Below are 12,998 nucleotides of genomic sequence, written 5' to 3'. Positions count from 1 at the left end.
AATCTGGCGGTTCGCGTCCTTCACCGCCGCCATCAGCTGATCTGGTTGCAGGCGATCGAAAAGGCTGAGGTTCGCGTGCATGGCGCGAAGCAGGAAAGCGAGATCTGCCGTTTCGGTGGTGTTGTTGGTCTGTCCGGCGTGCTCCGCCGGAGAGGTCGACTTGCTCATGATCGTCACGATACGCATCGATTCGAGCACAGTCAGCTAAATTGCGCGCAGGGACCCATCGTGCAATCGCTTGGCTTTTGCGTGACAGCTCTGGCACGGTGAAAGCCGGGCGATCGAGTGCATGACGACTGAAGCTGCGCGGAGGAGGTGATCAGAGATGCAGCTTGAAACCCGTGTGACTCGCGACGAAGCCCAACCGTTCGTAGAAGCGGTGCGCTGCAGTCCTCGATGTATCCGACGTGAGCTGGACTAGGTTGCAGCCGCGTCGCCGCGATTCGTCGATGGCCCACTGCACAAGTTGTGCGCCAATGCCTGAGCCACGGTGATCGCGGTGTACGCGCACAGCTTCGATTTGCCCGCGAAGTGCCCCGCGCCGTGCGAGGCCGGGGATGATCGTCAGCTGAAGCGTGGCTACCGGTCGGTCATTCGACGTTGCGACGACCAGCAGCTGATTTGGGTCTGCCTCAATGGCTTTGAACGCTCGCAGGTAGGGCTCCAGGTCGGCCGGCGAGTCGCGGGTTGCGCCCAGCTGGTCGTCCGCGAGCATCTGGACGATTGCTTCGACGTCGTCAGCGCGAGCTCGTCGCACAGTGATAGGAGGCACGGCGGATCAGTATGCCATCGAGCAAGTGCCGGACAGTTGGCTGCTACGTGGCCTTGTAGCGGCGAATGCCGTCGACGTCTTCGGCTGCGAGCTTGTTCTGCGCTACCAGCAGATCCAGGTGCGCTCCTGTCTCCAGGACAGCGAGCATCTGATTGAACGCGTCCATTTCGGACAGTTTGCGGCCGCGGCGGGTCCAGCCGAGGCGGTTGGCAGCTTCGAAAGCGGTGCTTGCTCCGGCTTCGATCTGGGCCGCCATCGTTTCGAGGCGTTGCCGGTGGTGTTCGAGAAGTTCGTCGATGCGGGCATGCACGCTGTCGGTGACTGGGCCGTGAGCCGGCAACATGCGCCTGTCCGGCATGCCGCGAACCAGACGGAGGGAGTCGAGATAGTCGTTCAGCGGTAACTCAGCCGGAACCGGTTGGAAGCCGATCGACGGAGTGATGTGCGGAAGCACGTGGTCGCCGGAGAACAACAGGTCGGCCGCGCCGTCGACGAAAACCACGTGGCCGTTGGTATGTCCTGGGGTGTGGACCACATCGAACTCGCGCTCGGGCAGCACTGCTCGTCTGCCAGGCGTCAGCCATTCGTCCGGCTCTTCCCAAAGATTCGCCTCGGTGTGGCGAGGCTCCGAACCGAATAGCTTGCTGAGCGCGGTGATGACCTCTTGCCCGCCGCTGAGGCGAAGGAGGTCGAGCTGGGCTTGCATGGGGAACTGGTTCGGGTTGGCGCTCGCGTCGAGTGAAGGCTGCTCGAGCTTGCCTAGGGCGATCCGGTTGCCGAATTCGCGTCGAAGCGCCACTGCCTGCGTGTAATGGTCGCGGTGGACGTGGGTGATGAGGAACTCGCGGACATCGCCGAGTTCTGCATTGATCGCCTTGAGCGCGTCGGCCAGCAACTGGCGAGATTCGGTGAGGGACCACCCGGAGTCGACGAGCACGAGATTCGTGCCGTCGGTGACGGCATAGACGTTGACCGCACGCAGCCCGTCGTTCGGCAACGGCAAGGGGATCCGGTAGACGCCCGCGGCCACTTCGTAGACCCCGGGATCGGCCCAGTTCGGGTTACTGCCTTCGGGCAACGGCTCCACGGCGACCTCCGTCCAGGCGGGACCTCGGCGTCCCGGACTTTCCTTACATTGGGCCGTATTCCGGTCGCTGTCCACCTGGCGGGGCTGAGACACCGGTCACGTGATCAGCCGCGTTGCGCGGTGAGTGCGATGTCGATAGTCAACGTTGTCGCGACGAGCATGCTGGCCAGGGGCTCGGGGACCTGCAGCGGGATTTCGACGAGACAGGTGTTGCCGCTGATCGGCGAAAGGTCCGGCGATGGGGGTCCGACGTGGGCGACCTCGGTGCCGACCGGATCCTCGACCGTGACTTCCCATCGTTGCCGGCCGCTGGCGACGACGGTCGCGATCGTCTTGCCTTCGGCACGCAGGGTGAAACGGACGCGGCCGGCGTCGGTCGGGATGATTTCGCCGATCGGAGTGCCGTCCGCGCGGGTGACCACGAAGCGGGCCAGCGGGTCCTTCGATGGCTTCTCGACCTTGAGGACAATGCTCTGGTTCGCGTCGTGGACCTCGAACCTGCGGCTGACGTACTGGTCGGATTTCCACAGAAGCTGAATGACCTTGCGCAGAAGACTGGGCGTTGTGACGGCAACTCCGCCGATCTGTATGCCGTGGCGGTCGAACACGCCGTACTCCTGGCCAGCGGTGGTCGGCTTCGCCTCCCGGCTGACGTAAAGGACGGGCTCAGTGAAGAGAGTCCGCTCAAAGGAGCGGCTTGAGGCCCGGCGGCCCGGTGTTCCGGGCATGCTGCCCCGCCGCGGCTCCCGGGCGGATGCGTCACCGGGTGTTTTGCCGGGCGGTGGCGGGGCGGAGCTGGTCATGACGATCCAGACTAACGCGGTGACCGCGAATTCGGTGCGGGCAAAGGGATATGCGGCGAATGTCCGGCTATTGCCGCGCGGTCGGGTGAAGCTTGTCCGCAGGGGCGGTGCAGACGGCACCCGCCGGTTCCGCGACAATCCGGCCTGTGAGTGAACGACCTTGGCCTGCGGGCGCGGCGACGGGAATCGGGTCTATGCCGGGGACTGATCCCGTCGAGGCCGCTGCCGTGGTGTTCGGAGAGCTTCCCGGCTTCCCGTATGTGCCCGAATTGCCGGCGCGCGGCGTGGGTGCCGATATGGTCGGCCGGACCGCGGCGTTGCTTGTGGACCTCGCGATCGAGGTCGTCCCCAGCGGTTACCGCGTCGCCGGGCGGCCCGGTCATGACCATCGTCGCGGTCGTGACCTGCTCCAATGGGACCTAGACGCGGTCCAAGCCGCCCGAGAGAACACTGGCGCGCCAACGGTCCTCAAGACCCAGATCGCGGGACCCTGGACGCTCGGCGCGGGCATCGAGCTTGCCCGCGGACATCGGGTGCTCACCGACCGCGGGGCCTTGCGGGACTTCACCTCGTCGCTGCTCGACGGGCTTTCTCAGCATGTCGCGGAGCTGACTTCGAGGACTGACGCGCCGGTCGTCGTGCAACTCGACGAGCCGTCGTTACCCGCTGTTCTCGCGGGAAGTCTGTCTACTCCGTCGGGATACGGCAACGTCCCGGCAGTGCCTGAGCCCGAGGTTCGGGAGCTGCTTGCGACGACAATCGAACGAATCGGCGCGATGACCGGTCAGCCGGTCATCGTCCACTGCTGCGCTCCGCGGCCGCCGATCGCGCTCTTCCGTGCGGCGGGCGCCGGGGCTGTCGCGTTCGACATCAGCATGCTCGCCGGGGCGTCCGCCGAGCTTCTGGACGAGATCGGCGAGGCCTGGGACAGCGGCATTTCGTTCTTCTTGGGCCTCGTGCCGGCCACTGACCCGGTGACAGCTCCGGGCCTGAAGGAGGTCGCGTCTCCGGCGCTCAGGCTCGTGGACCGGCTGGGGTTCAATCGGTCGATCCTGGCCGAGCGGGCTGTTCCGACGCCTGCCTGTGGTCTTGCCGGTGCCACGAACGAGTGGATGCGCCGCGCACTCGCTCTTAGTCGCGACCTGGGCAAAGCGTTCGTGGAGCCACCCGAGAACTGGTGATTCCGCGGACGTGCGGCTGTTGTGACGAGTACCGTGGCTGATGAAGTGAAACAACCGGGGGAAATTCCGAATCATGCGCTTGTTCCGTCGTCGCCGCTCGGAAGCAGATACCGAAGCCGCGCCGCCAGATCCCCGTACGCCATGGCCTGAGCAGCAGGTGCCGTCCGACGCGGCCGCTGCGGCCGCTGCGTTCTGGGAAGGGTGGTATGACCTCCTGCCCGAGGTCAGTGCTGCGCTGGGCGAAGGCGAGCCGCATCGCGTCGAGCATGACCTGTGCGTGCTCGTCGAGTCGCTGCACCCGCGGTTGCACTTCTCGCTCGAACGCGGTCGGACCGCCATCTACGCCTTGGTCGTCAGCGGGCAGGAAGACCCGGAGCTGCGCCCGTACACGGACGCGTGGAAAGCGGCTGGACCGCCAGACGACGCGATCTGGGAGTACCACGATTCCGTCCCTCCGGTCCCGGATCCGACCGAGGTGACGGTGAACCTGGGCGAGCATCGGATCTCCCTGGCTGACGTCCGGGTTGTGGCGCAGGTGGACGACGGCGTGGTTGACGTCGCGGTCCACCATCCCGCGTTCGCGGATCTGGACGAGGATTCGCGCACCACGATGACGTTCCTGCCGCTCGACGCGACGCTGGGCGAGCGTCTGGCCGCCGAGCGGCTGCGCCGGGTCGAGACCGCCGAGGCCGCGCCCGAGGGCACGATCGATCTGCTGGAGTTCCGAGAGCTGGTCCGCGGGCTGACGGAGCAACCGGACGAAAGTGTCGGTGCCTCCGGCTAGGCTCACCATCTGTGAGCAGCACCGACCTTCCCCCAGACGAGGTGGCCGTGGAGGCCGCCCAGGACGTGACCGACGTACCGGCCGACGTGCGCGAGCGGCACGGCGCGCTCGCCGAGGAGATCCGCGGCCATCAGTTCCGGTACTACGTGCTGGATTCGCCGATCATCTCCGACGGCCAGTTCGACGCGCTCCTCAGCGACCTCCAGCAGATCGAGGACGAGTACCCGGCGCTGGTCACGCCGGATTCGCCGACCCAGAACGTCGGCGGGACGTTCTCCACCGAGTTCACCGCGCACGACCATCTCGAGCGCATGCTGAGCCTGGACAACGTGTTCGACACCGACGAGTTTCTCGCCTGGGTCGAGCGCGTCGAGAAGGAAATCGGGTCCGCGGAGTACCTGGCCGAACTGAAGATCGACGGCCTGGCTATCAACCTGCTCTACGAAAACGGCAAGCTCACGAGGGGGCTCACCCGCGGCGACGGGCGTACGGGTGAGGACGTCACGCTCAACATCCGGACCCTCGACCAGGTGCCCGACCAGCTCACCGGCACCGACGAGTTCCCGGTTCCGAAGCTTGTCGAGGTGCGCGGCGAGGTCTACTTCCGCGTCGAGGACTTCCTCGAGCTCAACGCGAAGATGGTCGAGGCGGGCAAGCCGCCGTACGCGAATCCGCGCAACACAGCTGCCGGGTCGCTGCGGCAGAAGGACCCGAAAATCACCAGGGAACGCCGGCTGCGGCTGATCTGCCACGGCCTCGGCAAGCGCGACGGCTTCGAGCCGGTCACGCAGTCGCATGCCTACGACGCCCTGGCGGCCTGGGGATTGCCGGTGTCGCCGCATACGCGAGTGCTGCGGACCGGCAAGGAACTCACCGATCACATCGCCTACTGGGGTGAACATCGGCACGACGCCGAGCACGAGATCGACGGCGTTGTGATCAAGGTCGACCAGGTCGCCTTGCAGCGACGCCTCGGCACCACCTCGCGCGCGCCGCGGTGGGCGATCGCATACAAGTACCCGCCGGAAGAAGCGATCACGACGCTGCTCGACATCCAGGTCGGAGTGGGCCGCACGGGACGGGTCACGCCGTTCGCCGTCACCGAGCCGGTCAAGGTCGCGGGCTCGACGGTCGCGCGGGCGACCCTGCACAACCAGGAAGAGGTCAAGCGCAAAGGCGTGCTGATCGGCGATCGGATCGTCATCCGCAAGGCCGGCGACGTGATCCCCGAGGTGCTCGGTCCCGTCGTCGACTCGCGGACCGGCGACGAGCGCGAATTCGTGATGCCCACCGAATGTCCGGAATGCGGCACGGAACTCGCCTACCAAAAGGAAGGCGACAAGGACATCCGCTGTCCGAACACCCGCTTCTGTCCCGCGCAGCTGCGGGAACGGCTGTTCCACCTGGCCGGGCGCGGTGCGTTCGACATCGAGGTGCTCGGGTACGAGGCGGCGGTCGCGCTGCTCGACGCCAGGGTGGTCGCTGACGAGGGCGACGTGTTCGACCTCAACGAGGAGTCGCTCGCCGAAGTGGAGTTGTTCCGCACCAAGGCGGGCGACCTGTCGGCGAACGCGCGGAAGCTTCTGGCGAACCTCGACTCGGCGAAGGACCGTCCGCTGTGGAAAGTGATCGTCGCCCTGTCGATCCGGCATGTCGGGCCGACCGCGGCGCAGGCGCTCGCGCGGGAATTCGGTTCGCTGCAACGGATCGAGGACGCGAGCGAGGAGGAACTCGCGAACGTCGACGGCGTCGGGCCGACCATCGCGCACGCCGTGCAGGAATGGTTCGAGGTCGACTGGCACCGGGAAATCGTCGAAAAATGGCGACGGTCCGGGGTGCGGATGGAGGAGGAGCGCGACGAGTCCATCCCGCGGAACCTGGAAGGCCTGTCGATCGTCGTGACTGGTTCCCTTGAAGGATTTTCCCGTGATGAAGCGAAAGAAGTCATCATGGCGCGCGGTGGCAAGGCGGCGGGATCTGTGTCGAAGAAGACGGCGTTCGTCGTGGTGGGCGACTCGCCGGGCTCGAAGTACGACAAGGCTGTGCAGTTGAAAGTGCCGGTGCTAGACGAGAACGGGTTCCGCGCGTTGCTGGAGCGCGGACCGGAAGCGGCTGCGGAACTGGCGCTCGACACCGGTGCGGACGAGGAAGCTGAGGGCGGCGATGAGTGAGGTGGAGATCCGGCCGGCGCGGCGCGAGGAGTTCGACGCGGTTGGCGAGGTGACCGTCGAGGCTTACCGGATCGAGGGGTTCTTCGAGACTGATGCCGCGTACGAGGCGAAGCTTCGTGACGTCTCGGGGCGGGCGGAGCACGCCGAGTTGCTGGTCGCGGTCGATCCGGACGGTCAGGTCGTGGGGTCGGTCGCGATCGTTCAGCCGGGGAGCGAGCTGTCCGAGATTTCCCAGCCGGGGGAGTTGGAGTTCCGCATGTTGGCGGTCGCGGAGGCGGCGCGCGGGCGAGGGGTCGGCGAGGCGCTTACCCAGGCAGTGCTGGACCGTGGCCGGGAACTCGGCGTCGAGCGGGTCGTGCTGAGCAGCCTCGACGTGATGCGGAAGGCGCACCGGCTCTACGAGCGGCTCGGGTTCCGGCGCTTGCCGGGGCGGGATTGGCATCCGCATCCGGGGGTCAACCTGATCGCCTACGAATACGGCTTCTGACGCCCCATTCTTGCAGGTCGGCGGCTTTTGCCGTTTTTTGGCGAAAGCGTTGGGCGGGGTTCGCCTCCGGTATTCGCCGTTGAACGGCGACGGTTCGGCGGATCTCGTCCCGGCTCCCGCCGGGCACTGATGGGGCGCTTAGGGGCCTGGCGGTGAGCGTCGGGCCGAGTGTGAGGCGGTCAGGCCCGTCGGTGGTGGACGGTTGTGCGGGGTGCGTCTGTTTGGCGAGCTTCAACTGTGTATGGGTTGTAACGGCTAGATGTCTGGCTTCGACTCAAGTTGTCACGCGTGAAGTACCGACTCGGATCGAGGAAGCGTGATCATGGCGAAGTTCGTTCAAACTGCCGTTCCGGTCGTTGGCGTTGCCGCGTTTCTTGCCGTCGCGTGCAACGCAGCACCACAGCCCGGTGGCACCTCAACGACGGTCGCGACGGAGACCGTGACCGCGACGGCAACCGAGTCGGCGACGGCGACCGTGAGTGCGCCGGCCAGCGCTGCGCAGCCGGCGACGGTCAAGGTCCCTGACGTGTCCGGCATGAATCATCAGGACGCACAGGACGCGATGCAGGCGGCTGGGTTGTACAACCTGCGCGAGGTCGATTCGTCCGGGAAGAAGCGGATGATGATCATCGACCGGAACTGGTGTCAGACCGGGCAGGATCCCAAGCCCGGAACCGTGGTTTCTGCTGGCACGGTCGTGACTCTCTATGCCGACAAGTGCTGATTACCGACGCCTGGCATGCCGGCGCAACCGGTCGCCATGACGGGCAAAGTCACCTGCATGAGGGAGATTGTCTGCACTTGAGGACCGCTGGTGGCGGCTGGAGGCGGGTGCAAAGAACGGTGGACCAGTCATGGCCGCTGGCGACTACGGCGTTCGCCAGGCTGATTAGCCGATTACCGGCAACCGAGAGGTCGGCCCGATGCTCAGCTCGGCCGCCCTCTAACTGTCAGGACAGCTGACCCAAACCTGGGGTCACCCGTCCAGAACCACCGCGACAATCCCGGCGAAATGCGCCAGCCGGGCGACCTCCGCGGCACGGAAGTTGGGCCCGCCCGGCCGCGCGACCAGCATCGCCTTTCCCGGCTTGCCCAGCGGAGTCGCGGCCAGCTCGGTACCGAGTTCCTTCCACGTGTCCGGGACCCACGAATCCTCGCCGTCCAAGACCGTCGCGCGCTCCAGCGGCAGCCAGGGCAAGTCCGTGAACGGGTTCTCCGGCGCCGCACTCGACGAAGCCAAGCGCCGGGATCCCGATTCCGAATATTCGACGATCACCGCCCACCCGGCGCGGATGATCTTCGGCACACCTTCGGCCAGCAAGTCCAGTCCGGCTTTCGGCTGCGCGGCGATCTCCTCGACCAGTTCGAGCTCGCGATGGGTGTCGAGGATGCCCGCGTACGGCCGCACCGCGTCGACCTCGACGCCTTCCACGCTCTCGGCCGCGGTGATCAGCGCGTCCGGGAGCCGGCCCGACGGGAGTTCGACCACCAGGTCGTCGATCGCGAGCCCGCCGCCGCGTTCCACCACGTCCACGCTCAGGATGTCAGCCCCGACCGTGCCGAGCGCGGTCGCGACCGCGCCGAGCGTGCCGGGGGAGTCCGGTAGCTGGACCCGGATCAGGAACGACACCACGCGCCCCTCTCGCCTCAGGCGTCCCAGCCCTGTCGTGGGACGCGCTTGCCGGGCGCCGATTGTGACAGACCGGGTACCCGCGGGGGCCCGCTGTCCGGCAAGCGGGACGCCCTGCCCGGCGCCCGCGGCCCGATAACCCGGTCGAACCGTCCGACGCCGTCACCATAGACTTGCAGCTTCCGAGAGCACCCGCACAGCACACCCCGGGAGTCACCCGCGTGCCCAACATTTCCCGAGACGAGGTCGCGCACCTCGCCAGGCTGGCCAGGCTGGCCGTGACCGACGACGAGCTGGACGTTTTCGCCGGCCAGCTCGACCAGATCCTGGACTCGGTGGCGAAGGTCAGCGAAGTCGCCGCGGAAGACGTCCCGCCGACCTCGCACGCCGTGCCGCTGACGAACGTCTTCCGCGAGGACACCGTCCGGCCCAGCCTCGAACAGCAGGACGCGCTGGCCGCGGCGCCGGCCGCCGAGGACGGCCGGTTCCGGGTGCCGCGGATCCTGGGAGAAGAACAGTGAGCGAACTCGTCAAGCTGACTGCCGCCGAGCTGGCGGCGAAAATCCACGCGCGCGAGGTGTCCGCGGTCGAGGTCGCGCAGGCGCACCTGGACCGCATCGCCGCGGTGGACGACCACGTGCACGCGTTCCTGCACGTCGACACGGAAGGCGCGCTCGGCGCGGCCAAGGCGGTCGACGAGCAGCTGGCCGCGGGAGAGCAGCCGGCGTCGCCGCTGGCGGGCGTCCCGCTGGCGCTGAAGGACGTGCTGACCACGAAGGGCGTGCCGACGACCTGCGGGTCGCGCACCCTCGAGGGGTGGCTGCCGCCGTACGATGCGACTGTCACGCGCAAGCTGCGCGAAGCCGGCGTCGTGATCCTCGGCAAGACGAACATGGACGAGTTCGCGATGGGCTCCTCCACGGAGAACTCGGCGTACGGGCCGACGCACAACCCGTGGGACCACGCGCGCATCCCGGGCGGTTCGGGCGGTGGCTCGTCCGCGGCGATTTCGGCGTTCGAGGCGGCTCTCGCGATCGGTACGGACACCGGCGGCTCGATCCGTCAGCCCGGCGCTGTCACCGGCACTGTGGGCGTGAAGCCGACGTACGGCGGAGTGTCGCGGTACGGGCTCGTGGCGTTCTCGTCGTCGCTCGACCAGGCCGGGCCGTGCGCGCGTACGGTGCTTGACGCCGCACTGCTGCACGAAGTGATCGCTGGCCACGACCCGATGGACTCGACGTCCATCGACGCACCGGTGCCGCCGGTTGTCGCTGCGGCGCGCGAAGGCGCGAAGGGTGACCTGTCCGGCGTACGCGTCGGCGTCGTGAAGGAGTTCGGCGGCGACGGTTACCAGTCAGGCGTGCTGCGGTCGTTCGAGGCCGCCGTCGAGCAGCTTCGCGCTCTCGGCGCCGAAGTGGTCGAGGTGTCGTGCCCGCACTTCACGTACGCGCTGCCTGCGTACTACCTGATCGCGCCGAGCGAAGCGTCGTCGAACCTCGCGCGCTTCGACGCGATGCGATACGGCCTGCGCGTCTCGGACGACGGCGAGCACAGTGCCGAAGAAGTCATGTCGCTGACCCGCGAGAAGGGCTTCGGCGCTGAAGTGAAGCGTCGCATCATGCTCGGCACGTACGCGCTTTCGTCGGGCTACTACGACGCGTACTACGGCTCCGCGCAGAAGGTGCGCACGCTCATCACGCGTGACTTCACGCAGGCCTTCGAGAAGGTCGACGTACTCGTGTCGCCGACGACGCCGACGACGGCGTTCAAGCTCGGCGAGCGCGTGGACGACCCGATGGCGATGTACCTCGCCGACCTGTGCACCATCCCGTCGAACCTCGCGGGCAACGCCGCCATGAGCGTCCCGAGCGGATTGTCCGACGAGGACGGGCTGCCGGTCGGCCTGCAGATCATGGCCCCGGCGCTCGCCGACGACCGGCTGTACCGCGTCGGCGCCGCGTACGAGGCCGCGCGCGACGCCGCTGCCGGCGGCTCGCTCGTGCACCAGGTTCCGGAGCTGGGAGGAACGAAGTGACTGCCGTGGCCGAGTTGATGGACTACGCCGAGGTCATCGAGCGGTTCGACCCCGTGCTCGGGCTCGAGGTCCACGTGGAGCTCAGCACGAACACGAAGATGTTCTGCGGCTGCGCCAACGAGTTCGGCGGCGAGCCGAACACCAAGACGTGCCCGACCTGCCTCGGCCTGCCCGGTTCGCTGCCGGTCGTGAACGGCAAGGCGGTCGAGGGCGCGATCCGGATCGGTCTCGCGCTCAACTGCCAGATCGCGGAGTGGTGCCGGTTCGCCCGGAAGAACTACTTCTACCCGGACATGCCGAAGAACTTCCAGACGTCGCAGTACGACGAGCCGATCGCGTTCGACGGCTACCTCGACGTGACGCTGGACGACGGCGAGGTCGTGCGCGTCGAGATCGAGCGCGCGCACATGGAAGAGGACACCGGCAAGTCGTTGCACATCGGCGGCGCGACCGGCCGGATCCACGGTGCCGAGCACTCGCTGCTCGACTACAACCGCGCCGGCGTGCCGCTGATCGAGATCGTCACCAAGCCGATCACTGGCACCGGCGAACGCGCACCCGAGGTGGCCCGCGCGTACGTCACCGCGCTGCGCGACCTGCTGCGCGCGCTTGACGTGTCCGACGTTCGCATGGACCAGGGTTCTCTGCGCTGCGACGCGAACGTGTCGTTGATGGCCAAGGACGCGACGGAATTCGGCACGCGCACTGAGACGAAAAACGTCAACTCGCTGCGCAGTGTCGAGCGCGCGGTGCGGTACGAGATGACGCGTCAGGCGGCGATTCTCGCCGAAGGCGGGTCGATCCGCCAGGAAACGCGGCACTTCCAGGAGGCTGACGGCACCACGTCGTCCGGCCGTGCCAAGGAAACCGCGGAGGATTACCGGTACTTCCCGGAGCCCGACCTCGTGCCGATCGCGCCGTCGCGCGAGTGGGTCGAGGAACTGCGCGCGACGCTGCCGGAGATGCCGTGGGAGCGGCGCAAGCGGATCCAGGAAGAGTGGAAGCTCTCCGACGAAGCGCTGCGCGACCTGCTGAACGTCGGTGCCGTCGAGCTCGTCGCGGCGACAGTCGAGGCTGGTGCGACGCCGGACGAAGCACGCGGCTGGTGGGTCAACACGCTCGCGCAGGAAGCGAACGCGCGCGAGGTCGAGCTGGCCGAACTGGCGATCACGCCGGTGCAGGTCGCCGAGGTGATCGGGCTCGTGTCCTCCGGGGAGCTGACGAACAAGCTCGCCAAGGAGGTCGTACAGGGTGTCCTCGCCGGCGAGGGTTCGCCGCGCGAGGTCGTCGAGAAGCGCGGTCTGAAGGTCGTCTCCGACGATTCGGCGCTGCTCACCGCTGTCGACGAAGCCCTGGCCGCCCAGCCGGACATCGCCGACAAGATCCGCGGCGGCAAGGTCGCCGCGGCAGGCGCGATCGTCGGCGCGGTCATGAAGGCGACCAAGGGCCAGGCCGACGCCAAGCGGGTGCGCGAGTTGATCATCGAGCGCGTCGGTTCCTGAGTGGCTTTCTCGCTTCGACGCGTCACCTGGCGCGAGTGGCTCGGCTTGGCGGCCGGGCTGCTCGCGGTCGGGTCGACGGCCCTGCCCTGGACAGTGCTGTCAGCGGATACCGCGACGTCCGACGTCCGCGACGCGTTCCGGACGTTGCCGCATAGCGACGTCGTGCGTACCGCGTGGAATTCGGACCTCTTTTCCTGGGGTCCGCCGCTGCTGCTGGCCGTGGTGGGGCTTGCGGTGGTGTTGTTCGGGCAGGTCACCAAGGCACGGGTGAACGGGCTGCCGCAGCTGTGGCTGGTGGGTGGCCTGACGACGGTTTTGCTGATGGTGATCGGCTGGACGACGCTGGACTGGGTGTTCGACAGTGACCAGCGTGCCTTCCTCGACGCTGCGGGCGTGTCGATCTCGGCTGGGGTCGGGCGGTATCTGGGGATGGCGTTCGCGGTCGGATCGGTCGTGGTGGCGATCGTGGACATCCGGGCGGCTCGGGCGGAGAGCCGGGCTTCGCGTCGTCGCCGCTGAACGGCGACGCCGGGTTCCTGGCTGAGC

At 67.4% G+C, this 12,998-nt stretch carries 13 protein-coding genes; 9 read left to right on the top strand and 4 right to left on the bottom strand.

What is annotated here, in order from left to right; all coding sequences use genetic code 11:
• Positions 1-319: 319 nt before the first annotated feature.
• The 3 genes from H5411_RS17695 to H5411_RS17685 form a co-directional block, all read right to left on the bottom strand.
• Positions 320-763 carry a GNAT family N-acetyltransferase gene (locus tag H5411_RS17695; protein ID WP_376772171.1) on the bottom strand — a complete coding sequence of 148 codons (444 nt, stop codon included), beginning with the start codon at positions 761-763 and terminating at the stop codon, positions 320-322.
• 52 nt (positions 764-815) lie between these two features.
• A complete protein-coding gene (locus tag H5411_RS17690) occupies positions 816-1,859 on the bottom strand; it encodes an MBL fold metallo-hydrolase (protein WP_101435317.1) in 1,044 nt (347 codons plus the stop codon).
• A 104-nt stretch (positions 1,860-1,963) separates the two neighbouring features.
• The gene (locus H5411_RS17685) at positions 1,964-2,782 is read right to left on the bottom strand and encodes a hypothetical protein (RefSeq protein WP_246369030.1); all 819 of its coding nucleotides are present in this window, start codon (positions 2,780-2,782) and stop codon (positions 1,964-1,966) included.
• 26 nt (positions 2,783-2,808) lie between these two features.
• Between H5411_RS17685 and H5411_RS17680 the strand changes: the two genes are divergently transcribed.
• The 5 genes from H5411_RS17680 (at position 2,809) to H5411_RS17660 (ending at position 8,009) form a co-directional block, all read left to right on the top strand.
• Positions 2,809-3,843, top strand: a complete 1,035-nt coding sequence (locus tag H5411_RS17680; protein ID WP_101435315.1) for a methionine synthase — start codon at positions 2,809-2,811, stop codon at positions 3,841-3,843.
• 73 nt (positions 3,844-3,916) lie between these two features.
• Positions 3,917-4,627 carry a hypothetical protein gene (locus tag H5411_RS17675; RefSeq protein ID WP_101435314.1) on the top strand — a complete coding sequence of 237 codons (711 nt, stop codon included), beginning with the start codon at positions 3,917-3,919 and terminating at the stop codon, positions 4,625-4,627.
• Between the two features lie 11 nt (positions 4,628-4,638).
• A complete protein-coding gene (ligA, locus tag H5411_RS17670; RefSeq protein WP_101435313.1) occupies positions 4,639-6,798 on the top strand; it encodes an NAD-dependent DNA ligase LigA in 2,160 nt (719 codons plus the stop codon).
• Positions 6,791-7,285, top strand: coding sequence for a GNAT family N-acetyltransferase (locus tag H5411_RS17665; protein WP_101435312.1), 495 nt, complete (start codon positions 6,791-6,793; stop codon positions 7,283-7,285). The genes ligA and H5411_RS17665 overlap by 8 nt, the downstream gene beginning before the upstream one ends.
• Before the next feature lie 322 nt (positions 7,286-7,607).
• Positions 7,608-8,009, top strand: coding sequence for a PASTA domain-containing protein (locus tag H5411_RS17660; RefSeq protein ID WP_101435311.1), 402 nt, complete (start codon positions 7,608-7,610; stop codon positions 8,007-8,009).
• A gap of 252 nt (positions 8,010-8,261) precedes the next feature.
• Here H5411_RS17660 and H5411_RS17655 read toward each other — a convergent pair whose 3' ends face one another.
• Positions 8,262-8,915: an ACT domain-containing protein gene (locus H5411_RS17655; protein WP_167441874.1), complete on the bottom strand. Its 654-nt coding sequence runs from the start codon at positions 8,913-8,915 to the stop codon at positions 8,262-8,264.
• Positions 8,916-9,136: 221 nt separating this feature from the next.
• Here H5411_RS17655 and gatC point away from each other — a divergent pair, with 221 nt between their 5' ends.
• Genes gatC through H5411_RS17635 form a run of 4 tightly spaced genes read left to right on the top strand, consistent with a single transcriptional unit; the run spans position 9,137 to position 12,971 of the window.
• The gene (gatC, locus tag H5411_RS17650; protein ID WP_009073996.1) at positions 9,137-9,436 is read left to right on the top strand and encodes an Asp-tRNA(Asn)/Glu-tRNA(Gln) amidotransferase subunit GatC; all 300 of its coding nucleotides are present in this window, start codon (positions 9,137-9,139) and stop codon (positions 9,434-9,436) included.
• Positions 9,433-10,950, top strand: a complete 1,518-nt coding sequence (gatA, locus tag H5411_RS17645; protein ID WP_183124354.1) for an Asp-tRNA(Asn)/Glu-tRNA(Gln) amidotransferase subunit GatA — start codon at positions 9,433-9,435, stop codon at positions 10,948-10,950. Before gatC ends, gatA begins: the two co-directional genes overlap by 4 nt.
• Positions 10,947-12,452, top strand: coding sequence for an Asp-tRNA(Asn)/Glu-tRNA(Gln) amidotransferase subunit GatB (gene gatB, locus H5411_RS17640; RefSeq protein ID WP_183124353.1), 1,506 nt, complete (start codon positions 10,947-10,949; stop codon positions 12,450-12,452). Before gatA ends, gatB begins: the two co-directional genes overlap by 4 nt.
• On the top strand, positions 12,453-12,971 hold the full coding sequence (locus H5411_RS17635) for a hypothetical protein (protein ID WP_101435307.1): 519 nt from the start codon (positions 12,453-12,455) through the stop codon (positions 12,969-12,971).
• Positions 12,972-12,998 lie beyond the last annotated feature (27 nt).

Source organism: Amycolatopsis echigonensis (assembly GCF_014174495.1).
GTDB classification, from domain to species: domain Bacteria; phylum Actinomycetota; class Actinomycetes; order Mycobacteriales; family Pseudonocardiaceae; genus Amycolatopsis; species Amycolatopsis echigonensis.
This window is presented reverse-complemented; position numbering and strand designations above follow the sequence as displayed.

Coding starts and splice junctions, on each gene's coding strand:
- H5411_RS17675 (WP_101435314.1), top strand. CDS start 3,917: ATGCGCTTGTTCCGTCGTCGCCGCTCGGAAGCAGATACCGAAGCCGCG.
- H5411_RS17665 (WP_101435312.1), top strand. CDS start 6,791: ATGAGTGAGGTGGAGATCCGGCCGGCGCGGCGCGAGGAGTTCGACGCG.
- H5411_RS17660 (WP_101435311.1), top strand. CDS start 7,608: ATGGCGAAGTTCGTTCAAACTGCCGTTCCGGTCGTTGGCGTTGCCGCG.